Below are 16,352 nucleotides of genomic sequence, written 5' to 3'. Positions count from 1 at the left end.
GATGTAAGTTAATAGTCAACCTCCTATAAAAATATTAAAAATTCTTTGATAAAAATCATCACTAAAGGACACTATTATGAAAAGTAAACTGCTACTTTCTGTCGCCCTGACCCTAGGCGCTTCAGGGGCATTCGCGGCTCATCATGAGTGCGGAAAAGTGACTATTGCAGACATGAATTGGAGTTCAGCTTCACTGATTGCCAACATCGATAAATTCATTCTAGCCAATGGTTTTGGTTGTGACGCAGAATTAGTACCGGGCGACACAATGCCAACTGGTACATCAATGATTGAAAAAGGACAACCAGACATAGCGCCGGAACTCTGGACCAACTCTTTCAATGACTTATTGAATCAAGGTGTTGATGAGGGTCGCTTAAAACTGGCAGGCAAATCTCTATCTGACGGCGGTGAAGAAGGCTTCTGGGTTCCTGCTTACATGGTTAAAGAAAACCCTGAACTTGCCACAATCGAAGGGGTAATTAAACACGCAAAAGAATTTCCACACACTGAAGATGACAGCATATCAGGCTTCTACGGCTGCCCTGCAGGTTGGGGCTGCCAGATTTCCAGTTCTAATTTATTCCGAGCCCTAAAACTGAAGGAAGCAGGGTTTGAATTGATCGACCCAGGTTCTGGCGCAGGTTTAGCCGGTTCCATCGCCAAAGCTTATGAACGTAAAGCACCATGGTTTGGCTACTACTGGGCACCAACTGCTGTGCTAGGAAAGTACAAAATGGTTAAAGTCGACTTTGGCTCAGGGGTGAAAAAAGAGGAATTCATAAACTGTATTGCGCTAGCAGACTGTTTAGAGCCAACTGTGTCTATGTACCCACCTTCTCCAGTCTATACCGTTACCACAGACGAATTTGCTGATACATCACCAGAAGCTTATGACTATTTAGGCAAACGCTCTTTCACCAACGAGCAAATGAATGGTTTGCTTGCCTGGATTGAAGAAAACCAAGCGGATGGACAATATGCAGCAGAAAACTTTATGTTTGAACATGAGGAGGTCTGGTCTAAGTGGGTCAGCACAGAGGTAAAAAATAAACTTATAGCCGCATTAGATAACCTATAAGTATGCCGTATAACATTCATATCATGAGCATGGTGTCTGCCATGCTCATGACTTTTCCTACCTGATATAACCGAAAGAATACACTATGGCAGATCAATCTTGGCTTACTGAATTTCCCGATATGAGCCGCAGAGAACTTCTGGGAATACGAAAAACACTGGATGGCGCGTATCGTGATTTTTCACGTGCTTATGGAGACCAAATCGAAGCTTTCTTCGATCCTCTACTGAGTTTCCTAGTGTGGTTTGAAAACTTGCTGCTAGATACACCTTGGTTGTTAGTGTTGGGGGTTTTAGCTGGTTTAGTCTATTTCATGAGTCGCTCTTGGAAACTTTGTGTTGGCGTCTCCGTTTCTTTGTTAGCCATTGGTTATTTTGGTATGTGGGATAATACGATGCGAACTCTCAGTATTATTACCGTTTGTACTTTCTTAGCCATCGTCCTAGGCATTCCCGTGGGAATCATGATGGCACGTTCAAATCGAGCGCAATCCATCATCACACCCTTTTTAGACATAATGCAGACCATGCCTGCATTTGTATATTTGATTCCTGTAGTGATGCTATTGGGCATTGGTAAAATCCCGGGGGTAATCGCCGTAGTAATCTACGCCATTCCCCCCGTCATTCGTTTAACCAATTTGGGCATACGCCTAGTGCCGCATGAAACCTTGGAGGCCGCAACGGCATACGGTGCAACGCCAACACAACGTTTATTTGGCGTTCAACTACCACTCGCTATGCCAACGATTATGGCTGGTATCAACCAAACTATCATGATGGCACTCGCCATGGTCGTTATCGCTTCCATGATTGGTGTAAAAGGACTTGGACAACCCGTTTTGAAATCCATCACCAATCAATATTTCACGCTAGGCCTACTTAATGGGTTGGCGATTGTCGCCCTCGCTATCATGTTTGACCGCGTCTCTCAGAGTTATGCAAAGCGCACACAAAAACACCTTGGAGGCGGCCAGAATGGACAATAACGCAACGCCCATTATTGAGATTGAGTCTCTCACTCAAATCTTTGGCAACCACCCTACAAAGGTACTACCAAAGGTGAATGACGGTATGAGCAAAAGCGATGTGCTCGCCAAAACAGGCCACACCGTTGGTTTGCGTGACATTAATTTATCGGTTAATCGCGGTGAAATCTTTGTCATTATGGGACTGTCTGGGTCTGGCAAATCCACTTTAATCCGCCATTTTAACCGCTTAATAGACCCAACAGCTGGTAAGATAAAAGTGGAAGGCGAAGACATACTAACTTTAAGCCCAAAAGAGTTAATAGAATTCCGTCGCCATAAGATGTCTATGGTATTTCAACATTTTGGCTTAATGCCTCACCGCTGTGTCCTCGACAATGTGGGGTACGGCTTATCTGTTCAAGGGGAAAAGCCTAATATTTGGAAAGACAAAGCCAAAGAATGGCTTGAAGTCGTAGGTCTAGAAGGTTATGAGGATCAATACCCTTCTCAATTATCTGGAGGTCAGCAACAGCGGGTTGGATTAGCTCGTGCCCTGTGCACGGACGCTGAAATACTCTTAATGGACGAAGCTTTTTCTGCGCTTGATCCGCTGATCCGCTATGAAATGCAAACTCAGTTAATCGGGTTACAAGGCAAATTACAGAAAACCATCATTTTCATCACCCATGATCTAGATGAAGCATTACGTTTAGGGGATCGTATTGCCGTACTAAAAGACGGTGAAATGATTCAAGTCGGCACACCTGAAGACATCATTCTAAATCCAGTCGATAATTATGTAAGAGATTTTGCCAAAGACGTAAACCGAGCCAAAGCCTTGAAAGTTAGGCATATTATGGATCGAAGTAAGAACAAAATCATCGATTGCGATTTTGCAGAAGGCTTAAGCGATGCGTTCAAAAAGCATGACACCCTAGTTTGGATCAAAAACAATCAGCTGCAAGGAGTGGTCAGTAAAAATCGTCTAGCAGCTTACCAAGCAGGCCGCATCGATTCACCACTTTTGCATCAAGCCTGTGTGAAAGAGAAAGACTACTTACAAACTGTGCTACCGACCGCTCTGTTAACGGACCATCATTTGTTGCCAGTGCTAGACAGTGACAACCAAGTGATTGGCTGCCTTTCAAATGATGCCATTGCAGAAGTATTAAGCCCAAGTTTTGACGCTGCTTGACGACAAAGCTCTCTCAAAAAAAGATGATACAGATTACTAATCAGCCCTAGCGACCTGCTAGGGCTGATTTCTTAGTTCAACTTTGCACCACCGCGATTCCTTCATCACAAAGACGTTGGATATAGCCTACCGTGAATGGCTGGCCCAGTTGGTACTCCGGTTGGAGAGCCGCCTGCAGGTTCAACGCTTATGCCAAACGTTGCGTGGCGAATCACCGCCGGATCATAATTAATTTGTTTTTGGATAGGGTTAGCAATATTGGCTAATAAACCTAAAGAACGTGGTGCTGGACCAATTTCATCCGCCTTAATCCACAACTGATAGGTTTTACCTTCACCTTGTCCCTGCGCACTGACAGGACGAACGGTAAGTTGGCGAGTATCAATATCCAGCGACATGATAAAAGCAGGTTGCTTATCGTCTGCTTGAAACACCGCAACAAAAGGCGCGTTAGCCTGAACGACTGGCGCAACAGGTGGTTTAACCACCATAAAGATGGCAAGACAAGCCGCAATAGCCGATGCGCCAAACGCACCAAATCGCCAACGTTTCAGCTTGGTCCGCATCGCTTCCATTTCGACAACAACAGCGGAGGCGGCTGAATTTAGTGAACGACTGCTCACAGATTTTTGATCTGATCTTTGGTCAAGTTTAGCCAAGATTTCATCAAACAAACCTTCCCTTGGCTCTGCATCCTGCACATAGTCGTTTAGCCCTGCAAGGTGTGCTTGCCAGCTTACAATGGCTTGCTCAAGTAAAGGCTCATTCACGCGGCGAGCTTCTACCGCGTCGCGCTCATCTTTATCCAAAGTGCCCAGTACGTACTCTGCTGCCAATGTTTGAATGGATGTTTCTTCGTCGTTATTCATAAGTTCATACAACCTTGCAGCTGTTTGATGCTGCGATGAAGCCAAGTTTTAATAGTGCCTAAAGGCTGTTCGAAACGTTCAGCAAGCTCTTGACGAGAACAACCATCAAGGTATGCCGCTTTTATCATTTGTGCACGAGGCGATTCAAGGCCATCTAAACACGCTTCAAGCTTTAGTAAATCTCGACTCTTGCTAAAAGAATCATCTGGCGTCATAGAGTCATCTACGATTAAATCAAAATCCACATCAGCATCACTGTCTGGTAATTGATTTTTTCGTACTTCATCAATGGTACGATTACGTGCAATCGTCGCCATCCAAGTAATCGGTGATGCAAGGCTCGCATCAAAGCTTGATGCTTTATCCCATATTTTAAGATAAACCTCTTGCAGCACTTCTTCGGATACCGCCTGATTCTTCAAGATACGATAAACAATGCCAAAAAGTTTCCGATAAGTTGCTTCATATAGTTCAGAGAAGGCAGAACGATCTTCTTTTGCCACTCGAATAAGCAAATTCGCCAAGGATTCCGTCGTGTGCTGTTCCGATAATAAAGATTGATTCATAAGACTCGCATCGATTAGGTACCCACTTCGTAGAGTGTCAGTATTACACTATTTTTGATCAAACCCAATTCAAGAAATCATAACCTCAATAAACCATTTTGGCTGCATAGCCTCGAAGTCAGTTCGAATATTCACAGGTAAGTAACTGGCGGAATCTAGCACAAAAGCTTTACCATCAACTCGCTTAAACACCACCCAATGCCAGAAGTCTTTACCTGCTTCTTGATGCTGCTTAATGGCAAGCAAGGCTAAATCCGGCAAATCATTCCATGATGAAAACGAAATCTCTTCTGTCGATGTTTTCACGCCAGCAGCAGATAACATTTGTCTTACATATTGAGTGTCCGACCAAAGAGATATATCGTCCGCATAAATCCCCATTGCATTGGCTGAGGCTTTCATCTGTCCATAGGTTTTACCCAGAATATTCGCCACAGTAGCAATGCCGCAACCAGTGGCTTCCTCTTGTATTACAGGTTCAAGCATTAATGGCTCCTTAAATATTTAAAGCTGAATAACCTTACTTGTCCTGCCTAAGTGTTCAAATAATATCGCTATGTCGCTAAGTTTCATAACCAAAGTAGAGGTATTCACCAAGGGGTGACACTGTAACGTCTCGGATTGCCATACATCTTGATCAATAATAACTTCCACTAAGCCCTCAGGGTCATTCACCACACCTAAAATAGAAACAGAGCCAGGCGCAGTGTCTAGATACTTTTCTAGTCGTTGAGGAGAGGCGAAACTCAACTGCTTCACATCAAGAATGCTAGATAAGTAATTCAAATCAATTTGCTTCTCATCCAAAACAACGACTAGAAAGTGACGCTTGCCTTTTCGGTCCCGTAAAAATAAATTTTTAGTCTTTGCTCCAGATATATGAGAATTTATACTGTTGGCTTCTTCACACGTATAAACAGGCTCATGATCAAACTTTTCGTATGAAATTTTCAAGCCATCAAGCGTTTCAAATATTCCCATAACCCTCTTCTCTGTCGCTTCCCTGATAATGCAGCTTAACAAAAACTGAGAGCATAAAAAAACCGCTCATTGAGAAGCGGTTTTATAAAACATAACCATTAAAATAAACACAAGTGCGCGATTACAGTGTTTTCAACGCTGCAGTTAGGGCAGCCATTTCTTCATCCGTTCCGATAGTAATTCGTAAATAGTTGTCAATACGTGGTTTGTTGCTACCAAAGAAACGAACAAGAATCCCCTGCTCTTTTAAAGCCAAGTAAATTTGCTCAGCGTCTTTGTCTGGGTGTGTTGCGAAAACAAAGTTGGTCGCAGAAGGAATGATGTTGAACCCTAACGCTTCAAGATCTTTAACAGACTGCTCGCGCGTGGCAATGGTTTTTTCGCCAATCTCTCTTAAATACGCCTCATCTTCCACCGCTGCAGTCGCACCCGCTAAAGCAATGCGATCAATTGGGTAGGAGTTAAAAGAGTTCTTCAAACGCTCCAAACCTTCGATCAAATCTGGATGGCCCAACGCGTAGCCGACACGGATCCCTGCCAAGGCACGGGATTTAGACAAGGTTTGCACAACCAGTAGATTAGGATATTGATTGATCAGTGACACAGCACTTTGCGCACCGAAGTCCACATAAGCTTCATCAACCAACACCATCACATCTGGGTTCGCTTTTAGAATTGCTTCAATATCCGCCAAAGGTAAGGCTTTACCCGTCGGTGCATTCGGGTTGGTAATAACCACACCTGACACATCTAGGTTTTCATAATCTGCAGGGACGATGTCGAAATCATCGTTAAGCGGGATCAGTTTTGGTTCGATGCTGTATAAACCAGCGTACACCTTATAAAAGCTATAAGTGATGTCAGCGAAAGCCAATGGTTTACCACCAGCAAAATACCCCATGAACGCCAAAGCCAATACTTCGTCCGAGCCGTTGCCAACAAACACTTGATTCGCATTTAGCTGGTAACTTTTTGCTAATGCGTTTTTCAGGGTTACACAGTTTGGGTCTGGATAAAGGCGTAAACGCTCACTGACTTCCAATGCCATTGCTTCTAGCGCCTTAGGAGACGGAGAGTATGGACTTTCGTTGGTGTTTAGCTTGATGTACTTTTTGTCTTGCGGTTGTTCGCCTGGCACATAAGGGTCAAGAGAAGCAATTTTATCTGTCCAAAAACGACTCATGGAATGCTCCGTTGTACGTCATCAAAAATAGAGTATGGAAACAAAATAAGGCCTCAATTGAGGCCTTATAAATACATTACTAAGTATCAGTGACTATCCGGCCTGGGATCAGTCCTGAGGCTTCATATGTGGGAACAACAATACATCACGGATCGAAGGTGCATCAGTAAACAACATCACCAAACGGTCGATACCGATACCTTCACCAGCGGTTGGTGGTAGGCCGTATTCTAGTGCATTGATGTAGTCTGCATCGTAATGCATGGCCTCATCATCACCCGCGTCTTTTTCTGCAACTTGACGCATGAAACGCTCTGCTTGGTCTTCTGGATCGTTAAGCTCCGAGAAACCGTTAGCGATTTCACGACCACCCACGAAGAATTCAAAACGGTCGGTAATGAAATCATTGTCATCATTACGACGCGCCAGTGGCGATACTTCCGCTGGGTATTCCGTAATGAAAGTCGGTTGATCCAATTTGTGCTCTGCGGTTTCTTCGAAAATTTCTGTCCAAAGCTTACCCAAGCCCCAAATTGGTTTCACGTCGATTTTTAGTTTCTTCGCAACAGCTGTCGCGCCTTCTAGCGTTTCTAGATCTGCCGCTGTCAATTCGGGATTGTAGTGCAGAATCGAATCCAACATGCTCATGCGAACAAACGGCGCACCAAAGTCATATTCTGAACCTTGGTAAGTGACTGTCGTTGTGCCCAAAACTTTCTCTGCCACTTCACGCAACATAGCTTCTGTTAGGTCCATTAGATCTTTGTAGTCTGCGTACGCTTGGTAGAATTCGATCATGGTGAATTCTGGATTGTGACGAGTCGATGTACCTTCGTTACGGAAGTTACGGTTAATCTCGAATACACGCTCAAAACCACCGACAACCAAACGCTTCAAGTAAAGCTCTGGTGCGATACGCAAGTACATACTCATGTCCATCGCATTATGATGCGTAACAAATGGACGCGCTGACGCACCACCAGGAATGGTTTGTAGCATTGGCGTTTCAACTTCCATGAAACGACGATCTTCTAAGAAGCGACGAATCGTAGAGATGATTTTTGAACGCATTTGGAAAGTCTCACGAGACTCTTCGTTTACGATCAAATCGACATAACGCTGACGGTAACGCATCTCCATGTCAGACAAACCGTGGTGCTTGTCTGGTAATGGACGTAGAGATTTGGTCAGCAATTGCGCTTCTTGCATATCAATGTACAAGTCGCCTTTTCCAGATTTGTGAACTGGACCTGAAATACCAATAATATCGCCCAAATCCCACGTTTTTTGATCGGCCAATAGCTCTGGGCTTAAGGCTTTACGGTTTACATAAGCTTGGATTTGACCTGTCATGTCTTGTAACAACATGAAAGCGCCACGGTTACGCACGATACGACCAGCAATACTAACCTTGTGGTCTTTTTCTTCTAGCTCGGCTTTTTCTAGTTCGCCGAATTCCGCTTGAAGATCCGCTGCGTAAGCATTTGGACGAAACGTGTTTGGGTAAGCATTACGCTCAGCGCGAATAGCCGCCAATTTACCACGACGTTCTGCTACTAAGCGGTTGTCGTCAGATTGTACTGTGGATTCTGTGTTATTTTCGTTAGCCATGATTTTGCTATCTACTCTTTTTAAGTGTTCTAAATAAGGAACGGCGCTTTATAGGCCCTGTTTTAAACTTGCAATGATAAACTGGTCTAAATTGCCATCTAACACAGCACCAGTATTGGAAGTTTCCACTCCTGTACGCAAATCCTTAATACGTGACGCATCCAATACATAAGAGCGAATCTGACTGCCCCAACCGATATCAGATTTGCTGTCTTCAACCGCTTGCGCCGCTTCGGTCCGTTTCATCATTTCAAATTCGTACAATTTGGCACGAAGTTGTTTCATGGCAAAGTCACGGTTAGCGTGTTGAGAACGCTGGTTTTGACATTGCACCACGATACCCGTAGGAACGTGGGTAATACGTACCGCAGAGTCAGTGGTGTTTACGTGCTGACCACCGGCACCAGATGAACGGTAAGTATCTGTACGAATGTCTGCCGGATTGATTTCAATATCAACGTTGTCGTCGATCTCAGGAGAAACGAAGACAGACGCAAACGATGTATGACGACGGTTACCTGAATCAAAAGGCGACTTACGAACCAAACGGTGTACACCGGTTTCTGTACGCAGCCAACCAAAAGCATACTCGCCTTCAAAACGAATAGTCGCGGATTTAATCCCGGCAACATCGCCCGCGGATACTTCCATCAACTCAACTTTAAAGCCTTTGTCTTCACCCCAACGCAAATACATGCGCAATAGAATGTTGGCCCAATCTTGAGCTTCTGTACCGCCAGAGCCTGACTGAATATCCAAGAAAGCACTGTTTTCGTCCATTTCTTTAGAAAACATGCGGCGGAATTCTAACTTGCCTAACAGAGCTTCTAACTCTTCTAGTTCAAGTTCAACCGCTTCTACAGAATCTTCGTCGTTTTCTTCTACGGCGATATCTAACAGTTCTTTGGAATCATTAAGACCAGATTCCATGCTGTCTAGGGTTTCAACAACGGCTTCAAGCGCTGCACGCTCTTTTCCGAGTTTTTGGGCGTATTCTGGATCGTTCCAAATAGCTGGATCTTCCAGTTCTCGGTTAACTTCCTCTAAGCGTTCTTTCTTTGACTCGTAGTCAAAGATACCCCCGAAGGGTTAAAGCACGAGCTGAAAGGTCTTTTATCTTTGAAAGTATCGGGTTTATTTCCATATTGGCGTCAATTTGCTATAAACAGTGTGAATAAATGTGTTTCGGAATTGTAACGAATTTAGTCGCAGCATAAAATGCCATTCGCTACCCAATGATGGAAAAACAGACCATTTTTTGTGGGCCTTGCTATCAAATGGAGTCAATATGGATAAGCCAACCGTTTCAGTCGCCATACTGGGACAAAATTATAAAATAAATTGCCCTAAAGGGCATGAAGCAGATTTGAAAGAAGCTGCTGAATATTTAAACAATCAAATGCGTGAAATCAAAGCCAGCGGCAAAATAGTCGGCCTTGAAAAAATAGCCGTACTTGCGGCGTTGAATATTACTCACGATATGCTTAATAACCGAAAATACGCCCGTTCTAACGAGCAGCAGTTGCGAGAACTGACATCACAGCTTGATGCTGCTCTAACGCATGATACAAAGTTGGTTAACGAATAAACATCCATGGTTTATTTCTTGATCTACTTTTTTGATTGCAAGCGTAGAACACGAATTTTCTTCATACAATGCAGAAAACGTTTTGTGCTATTGAGTGATTTCTATGGTGAGTTACTCTATACTGGACTTCGTTTCCTGGGTTGTTCGAAGCGGCTTAACGCCCTTGAGCCTATGAGTAATACCCCGGAAAGAGCCTGCTGGTTTGGTGTGCATGTCCGTGCGTCGGAAAGCCTAAAGAATCACAGCTCTCTCCACCTTGAACCACTGGGTTCAAGGCCAATAGCCGAAACGGCAACTTGGGAAACTCTTTTATGACATCTCATCTCGACCCTAGACAGACACTTCGTCGTCAATTACGCCAAACAAGAAGAAATCTCTCTATTAGTGAGCAATTAGATGCCGCCACGACTCTAATTCCTTGTTATATAAATCTGTTTGAGCGTCTTGCTATCCACCCAGCTAAGCGTGTTGCTTTATACCTAAGCAATGACGGTGAAATATCTCCACACCTTTTATGCGAATTCTTTTGGCAGCAAAATATCGAAACTTATCTTCCTGTAGTACAAGGCAAACAACTAACATTTGCACGCTATTGCGAAGAAACGGTCTGGCAAGAAAACATTTTTGGTATCAAAGAACCTATGACGACAGAGTATCTATCTGGTAATGAGCTGGATATTGTCTTACTTCCTTTGGTTGGATTCGATTCAAACGGCGGACGGCTTGGAATGGGTGGCGGCTTTTACGACAGGACATTTGAAAACAAGAGAGCAGATGAAACTCCCTTGCTAATTGGTCTAGCTCATGACTGTCAAGAAGTGAAAAGCCTACCTATTGAAGGTTGGGATGTGCCTTTACAAGCCATCCTCACACCAACAAAAATTGTATTGGTGTGATCAAAAAGCAAGACCATAGCCCAACGAAAAGTAAACACTACGAGGCAAACTTTCACCCTCAGGTTTCTCTAGTCCATAGGCAATATCAAAATCCAACCGCCGTATTAAGGTTACACCTACTGTTGCGTAACTCAACTGACTTCCTGCTTGGTTTTTTCTATAACCTACGCGAACACCAGGAAAATAAAAGTTATCACTAAAATAAGACAAAGAAACCGTTTGCCATTGATGCTTATCTCCAACGGCATCTGCGACAGGATTTACTTCATAAGAACCAGCTAAAGACCAGTTTTGATTACTAGACATCAAAGCGGCATCCAATTTAAGTTGAGCTTTCATCTTATAAGTTTCTTTGAGCTTTAACTTCCCTTTATTTGATAAGCGGATAGTACTATTGCAACTAGACAACTCTGGCCCTGATAAACCATTACACTGACCAAGCTCTTCGAAATCGAATTCCGGCTCATTGATGCTAGTAGCTGCAACACCTAATTGATAGTTCGGAGCAGTCCAAATAGCCCCTAAGTCTATACTAATTCCCGACTGGACATTATCTCTATCCATAAGGAAATCACCAAATGCATCTGTAGCACTGTCGTCTTCATTCGTTAAAAATGACAATTTTTGGCCCAAGGCTATCTGGTGAAGGTTTATCTTTCCGCCCAAAATAAGTGCACCACTGACAGGTCGACCAACAGCCTGACTGTATCCAAGCCCAATACGAAAATCCGATGCTCTTTTTAGATATACAGCGGTATCAGATACTAACTCAACCCCTTCATCTAACGTTCGTACAGATATATCATCAGACAACACACCAACACGACCAACAAATGAAAGACCAGAGTCCAGCATGAATGCACCGTGCTTTTGAGTCTTATAAATAACCGGCATAAACGGAACCTGTAAAGCTCCAGACAGCTTGATATAAGCTGTCTCACCAACATTATTGAGGATACTGTTCGCTTCACTTATCGACCTAGAAACTTCATTATCCCCTTCAAGCACTAAAGCATTAATTTCTGCATCAGTGATTCCAAGACTCTCAATATCTGCCTTACTTAAATCACTAAGGTCCCCTAAAGCAATTAACGCAGCCAAATCAGTGGGATCAACTAAAGCCACTAAATCATCAAGTTCGACAAAAGAACTTAAACCATCAGAATCGCCATAATCTTTCTCTAGAATTTTTTCTAATTCCTCGACCTGATCCTCAAGATCTTTCACATCGCCCATTTCATAACCCAAACTTAAAGGGCCTAAAAAGCCTGATCGCAAGCTTTGAATATTTGTCATTAAAAAAGGGGCGGCAGGATTGGATAAAGACGTCATTATTGACTGTCTATTTGCATAACTACCCAATACTGTACTCGATCCAATAGGCGAAAACGCCATTATGTTAGTACTAATAGACGCCAAAAATAAAATCGCATACCGCATTAATCGTATATCCATATCCATGAATTTAAATCGCTCAAAAAATTAAAAAAAGCCAACAACCTACAATGTTATCGGCTTTTTTTCTAAATCTTTACAACCTTAAAAGGCAGTATCATAACCAATTGAAAAATAAGCACTACGAGGGACCTCATCGCCATCCTCATTTTCAACCGAGTCTAAAGCAACGGCAACATCTATGTTTAAACGCTTAACAATGGTTAGGCCGAAAGTTGCGTAGCTTAACTCTGTTCCGGCCATATTCTTACGCAAACCGACCCGAAGCCCTGGTAAAAAGTGTGAATCACCGTAATACGATAGAGACGCAACACCCCATTGGTACTCATCACCAACTGGATCGTTAACAGAATTCACATCGTAAGAACCAGCCAATGTCCACTGTCTATTTTTAGACGTAATAGCGGCATCTATGGTACTTTGCATCTCCATGGTATAATCACCATTTCTTGACAAACTTTTTTCGTCTTTTAATATTGCTGCCGTTTTACAACTTAAAGATGTACCACAATTCTGGCCTAATGCAGCACCGTCAAATTCAGGCTCATTAATATTCGCCACTGTCAGACCCACTTGATAGTAATTAGCAGACCAAACAGCGCCCAAATCGATACCAACGCCAGTAGAGCTAACGCCATCGTCAGAAATGGTATCAGAAATAGCATCACCAGCATCAATACTATCATCTGTCAACGCAACAAGAGATCGTCCCAAGGTAATCTTATGGACATTGGCTTTGGCACCACCAATAAGTACACCATTAGAGTTTTTCCACATAGCCCGGCTATAACCAAAGCCAATATTAAAATCCGTAGCGGCTTGCGTGTAAAAAGAAGCCGTCGATTCGAATTCATTATCAACATTCTTTATAGTACCTTCTATAAGATTGCCTTTTACAGCTGCAGAGATACTAGAATCAATCGTAAACGCACCTTTGTCTCGAGTTTTATAAATCAACGGCATGAAAGGAACTTGAGCACTAACCATCGCTTTAACATAGGCGGAATCACTAATACCAGCTAGTATATTATTTGCTCTAAGTACTGCCGAATCAATTTTATCCCTTATAACCCCTTCAATTTTAACCTCAATATTGCCCTGCTCTCTCCTAGCAATTGCCTCTAATTGTTCTTTGCTAGTTGCGCTTTGAATTTCATCCAATAAAGCCTCAGAAATACCCGAGTTAATAACCTCAGTCTTAATTGACTCAATGTCTGTTGCACTCAGTGAATCGACAAGATCCTGCACCTCATCAACTCGATCTTCTAAATCACTGACATCGCCCATTTCTATACCAATACCAATAGGCCCAACGATACCGAAACGGAAATAATCATCAGTCCCGTTTACCATTAAAAAAGGGGCGGCCGGATTATTAAGCGAGGTAGACAGTGACCTTTGATTAACAGAGCTACCAAGAGTAAAAGAAGAGCCTGTTGGAAGATAAACTGGCGTAGCAGAGAGAACTGCTGTACTCAACAAACTACTGGAAACAAGTAATAGCTTTTTCATAGTTCTATCCTTCAGAAATCGAAATGACCTAGCAACAAGAACTATTATAAACCATTTTTTTACACATTTCTTACGAAAAATAGACATCTTGAAGAAGGGGTTCACAATATTGAAAATAGAAACGAAGGAATTATTACTAAAACAAAACGGCAAACCTTAATAAGATTTGCCGCTCTAATTGTTTTTTAATAAATAGACTAAATGCTATCTAAAGAAAGCTGATACCTAAGCTTTTCCAAATCTTCCGGGGTATCCACACCATGAGTAGGCAAACCATCTGCCAAAGCCACTTGAACCTTGATACCTTGATGCAAGAAGCGTAACTGCTCTAGTTTTTCCCAACGTTCTAGTGGTGACATTGGCAAATCGGCGTATCGGGCCAATAAGCTAGCCCGATATACATACAAGCCAATATGACGAAGGGCAGGAAAACCAACTGGCAACAACCCTGTTCTATCAAGATTACTAGCAAAGCCATCTCTATCCCAAGGCATAGGAGAGCGACTAAAATACAGCGCACGCTGCTTTCCATCACACACCACTTTCACCACATTGGGGTTAAAGAAGTCTTCGGCCTGATCAATCGCGCAGGCAACCGTTGCCATCTCAGCTTCTTTATCTTGGTTTAACGCGATTACACTTGAATGAATCAAGTTAACCGGTAAAAAAGGTTCGTCACCTTGCACGTTAACGACAATCTCATCGCCCAGCCAACCCATTTTGGCCGCCACTTCAGCAAGACGTTCTGTGCCGTTTTCATGATCATCACGAGTCATCACAACTGACGCCCCAAAACCAAGCGCGGCTTTCTCTATAAGCTGATGATCTGTGGCAATCGTTACTGATTGCGCCCCCGCTTTTAAGGCTAACTCGTAAACCCACTGCAATACTGGCTTGCCACCTAAATCGGCCATCAGCTTCTGTGGAAAACGCTGAGAAGCGTAACGGGCAGGAATTACGATGTGAAAATCAGGTAAGGCTTGAATCGTCATTATTTTTCAAACTCCGGCTTTTGAGCCAATTCGTAGGCTTGTTCCAAAGACATTCTAGACGCTAACACCATGTCAGCAACTTCCCTTGCGACGCCTTCACCAGCGGCTTTACTAAGTATAATAGGACAATGACGTTGCAATAAAATATGTGCGTCTGCTGGGCATAGGGCAACACCAACTTTAGGCATGACTTGAAGGTCAATCACGTCATCGCCAACATAAGCGGCTTCTTCTGGTTTAATCCCCAAACGCTCTACCAACTCATCAAAGGCTTCAGCTTTGTTATGGCAACCAGGATAAAAATGTTCTACTTTTAATTCCTTCATTCGTTGCCTTAATGGTGCAGAATCTTTCGCGGTGATAACCGCAACCTGAATACCCCACTTTGGCAACAGCTTCATTGCCACACCATCTTTTACGTTGAAGCGCTTTATGGTTTCGCCTTGCTCAGTGTAAAGCAGACGTCCGTCAGTTAGTACGCCATCTACGTCAAACACCACCAGTTTCAAAGCTTGCAGCTTAGCTAACAACCCCTTATTAGTTTCGAGCGCAGGATAAAAAGAAAGAAAAGCCGCATCCATTTCTTAAACGCTCGTATCCAATGTTTCGAAGGTTTTTACCAATTCATCAAGCTGCTTCATCTGCTTTAGGAATGGCGCTAATTTACCCAAAGGCAAAGCACATGGACCATCGCATTTAGCATTATCTGGATCTGGGTGAGTTTCTAAGAACAAACTAGACAAGCCAAGTGACATACCTGCACGAGCCAATTCAGTGACTTGCGCACGACGGCCATCAGCAGAATCTTCACGTCCACCTGGACGCTGCAAAGAATGGGTTACGTCAAACATGACAGGGAAACCAAACTTTTTCATTTCTCCGAAGCCAAGCATATCAACAACCAAGTTGTTGTAGCCCATCATGGTGCCACGCTCACAAAGCATAAGTTGATCGTTTCCGGCTTCTTGGCATTTTGTCAGGATATGTTTCATTTCATGTGGCGCTAGGAATTGTGCTTTTTTGATATTAATCACAGCACCGGTTTTCGCCATCGCCACAACTAAGTCCGTTTGGCGAGACAAGAAAGCAGGCAACTGAATCACATCTGCCACTTCAGCAACTGGCGCACACTGATACTCTTCGTGCACATCGGTAATCACAGGCACACCAAAGGTGTCTTTGATCTCTTGTAGAATTTTCAACCCTTCTTCCATACCAGGGCCACGGAAAGAATTGATAGACGAACGGTTCGCTTTATCAAAAGAGCCTTTAAAGACATAAGGAATGCCCAGCGCTTCCGTCACTTTTACATGTTCTTCTGCTACACGCATGGCCAAGTCGCGAGACTCTAATACATTCACACCACTGAACAACACAAAAGGAAGGTGGTTAGCCACTTCAATCTTGCTACCAATTTTAATAATCTTTGATTCTTGAGCTGACTGCGTCATGA

The 16,352-nt window shown here is 43.3% G+C and carries 17 protein-coding genes and 1 other RNA gene; 6 read left to right on the top strand and 12 right to left on the bottom strand.

The window, feature by feature from the left end:
• Window positions 1–76 precede the first annotated feature (76 nt).
• From KDW99_RS05005 to KDW99_RS04995, 3 genes are all read left to right on the top strand, one after another.
• Window positions 77–1,081 carry an ABC transporter substrate-binding protein gene (locus tag KDW99_RS05005; RefSeq protein ID WP_255828200.1) on the top strand — a complete coding sequence of 335 codons (1,005 nt, stop codon included), beginning with the start codon at window positions 77–79 and terminating at the stop codon, window positions 1,079–1,081.
• Between the two features lie 85 nt (window positions 1,082–1,166).
• The gene (locus tag KDW99_RS05000; RefSeq protein ID WP_255828198.1) at window positions 1,167–2,069 is read left to right on the top strand and encodes an ABC transporter permease; all 903 of its coding nucleotides are present in this window, start codon (window positions 1,167–1,169) and stop codon (window positions 2,067–2,069) included.
• Window positions 2,059–3,246, top strand: a complete 1,188-nt coding sequence (locus KDW99_RS04995) for a quaternary amine ABC transporter ATP-binding protein (RefSeq protein ID WP_255828196.1) — start codon at window positions 2,059–2,061, stop codon at window positions 3,244–3,246. The genes KDW99_RS05000 and KDW99_RS04995 overlap by 11 nt, the downstream gene beginning before the upstream one ends.
• A gap of 104 nt (window positions 3,247–3,350) precedes the next feature.
• Here KDW99_RS04995 and KDW99_RS04990 read toward each other — a convergent pair whose 3' ends face one another.
• The 7 genes from KDW99_RS04990 to prfB form a co-directional block, all read right to left on the bottom strand.
• Window positions 3,351–4,115 (bottom strand): anti-sigma factor, encoded by a 765-nt coding sequence (locus KDW99_RS04990; protein ID WP_255828195.1) that lies wholly within the window; start codon window positions 4,113–4,115, stop codon window positions 3,351–3,353.
• On the bottom strand, window positions 4,112–4,681 hold the full coding sequence (locus tag KDW99_RS04985; RefSeq protein ID WP_255828194.1) for a sigma-70 family RNA polymerase sigma factor: 570 nt from the start codon (window positions 4,679–4,681) through the stop codon (window positions 4,112–4,114). The genes KDW99_RS04990 and KDW99_RS04985 overlap by 4 nt, the downstream gene beginning before the upstream one ends.
• Before the next feature lie 69 nt (window positions 4,682–4,750).
• On the bottom strand, window positions 4,751–5,167 hold the full coding sequence (locus KDW99_RS04980; protein ID WP_255828193.1) for a hypothetical protein: 417 nt from the start codon (window positions 5,165–5,167) through the stop codon (window positions 4,751–4,753).
• An 18-nt stretch (window positions 5,168–5,185) separates the two neighbouring features.
• Window positions 5,186–5,662 (bottom strand): prolyl-tRNA synthetase associated domain-containing protein, encoded by a 477-nt coding sequence (locus KDW99_RS04975; protein WP_255828192.1) that lies wholly within the window; start codon window positions 5,660–5,662, stop codon window positions 5,186–5,188.
• Window positions 5,663–5,783: 121 nt separating this feature from the next.
• Window positions 5,784–6,845, bottom strand: a complete 1,062-nt coding sequence (gene hisC / locus KDW99_RS04970; RefSeq protein ID WP_255828191.1) for a histidinol-phosphate transaminase — start codon at window positions 6,843–6,845, stop codon at window positions 5,784–5,786.
• A gap of 108 nt (window positions 6,846–6,953) precedes the next feature.
• Window positions 6,954–8,456, bottom strand: coding sequence for a lysine--tRNA ligase (lysS, locus tag KDW99_RS04965; protein ID WP_255828190.1), 1,503 nt, complete (start codon window positions 8,454–8,456; stop codon window positions 6,954–6,956).
• Between the two features lie 48 nt (window positions 8,457–8,504).
• Window positions 8,505–9,600, bottom strand: a protein-coding gene (gene prfB / locus KDW99_RS04960; RefSeq protein ID WP_255828189.1) for a peptide chain release factor 2 whose coding sequence is annotated in 2 segments (ribosomal slippage) — window positions 8,505–9,527 and window positions 9,529–9,600 — 1,095 coding nt in all. Because the reading frame shifts where the segments join, the coding sequence is not laid out codon by codon here.
• A gap of 144 nt (window positions 9,601–9,744) precedes the next feature.
• Here prfB and KDW99_RS04955 point away from each other — a divergent pair.
• From KDW99_RS04955 to KDW99_RS04945, 3 genes are all read left to right on the top strand, one after another.
• Window positions 9,745–10,044 (top strand): cell division protein ZapA, encoded by a 300-nt coding sequence (locus KDW99_RS04955; RefSeq protein WP_255828188.1) that lies wholly within the window; start codon window positions 9,745–9,747, stop codon window positions 10,042–10,044.
• A 129-nt stretch (window positions 10,045–10,173) separates the two neighbouring features.
• Window positions 10,174–10,351: non-coding RNA, 6S RNA (gene ssrS / locus KDW99_RS04950), on the top strand.
• A gap of 4 nt (window positions 10,352–10,355) precedes the next feature.
• Window positions 10,356–10,940, top strand: a complete 585-nt coding sequence (locus tag KDW99_RS04945) for a 5-formyltetrahydrofolate cyclo-ligase (protein WP_255828187.1) — start codon at window positions 10,356–10,358, stop codon at window positions 10,938–10,940.
• On the opposite strand, the gene traF (KDW99_RS04940) is transcribed toward KDW99_RS04945, so the two are convergent.
• The 5 genes from traF (KDW99_RS04940) to kdsA all read right to left on the bottom strand — a co-directional run bounded on the left by traF (KDW99_RS04940) (window position 10,941) and on the right by kdsA (window position 16,350).
• Entirely contained in the window at window positions 10,941–12,272 is a 1,332-nt protein-coding gene (traF, locus tag KDW99_RS04940) for a conjugal transfer protein TraF (protein ID WP_255828186.1), read from the bottom strand.
• A gap of 207 nt (window positions 12,273–12,479) precedes the next feature.
• Window positions 12,480–13,907: a conjugal transfer protein TraF gene (gene traF / locus KDW99_RS04935; protein WP_255828185.1), complete on the bottom strand. Its 1,428-nt coding sequence runs from the start codon at window positions 13,905–13,907 to the stop codon at window positions 12,480–12,482.
• 197 nt (window positions 13,908–14,104) lie between these two features.
• Window positions 14,105–14,899, bottom strand: a complete 795-nt coding sequence (kdsB, locus tag KDW99_RS04930) for a 3-deoxy-manno-octulosonate cytidylyltransferase (protein WP_255828184.1) — start codon at window positions 14,897–14,899, stop codon at window positions 14,105–14,107.
• The gene (locus KDW99_RS04925) at window positions 14,899–15,480 is read right to left on the bottom strand and encodes a KdsC family phosphatase (RefSeq protein ID WP_255828183.1); all 582 of its coding nucleotides are present in this window, start codon (window positions 15,478–15,480) and stop codon (window positions 14,899–14,901) included. The genes kdsB and KDW99_RS04925 overlap by 1 nt, the downstream gene beginning before the upstream one ends.
• 3 nt (window positions 15,481–15,483) lie before the next feature.
• A complete protein-coding gene (gene kdsA, locus KDW99_RS04920; RefSeq protein WP_255828182.1) occupies window positions 15,484–16,350 on the bottom strand; it encodes a 3-deoxy-8-phosphooctulonate synthase in 867 nt (288 codons plus the stop codon).
• Window positions 16,351–16,352: the final 2 nt, after the last annotated feature.

The organism is Marinomonas rhizomae (assembly GCF_024397855.1).
GTDB classification, from domain to species: domain Bacteria; phylum Pseudomonadota; class Gammaproteobacteria; order Pseudomonadales; family Marinomonadaceae; genus Marinomonas; species Marinomonas rhizomae_A.
Note: the sequence above shows the minus strand (reverse complement) of the source record. Positions and strands in the feature narration are given on the sequence as shown.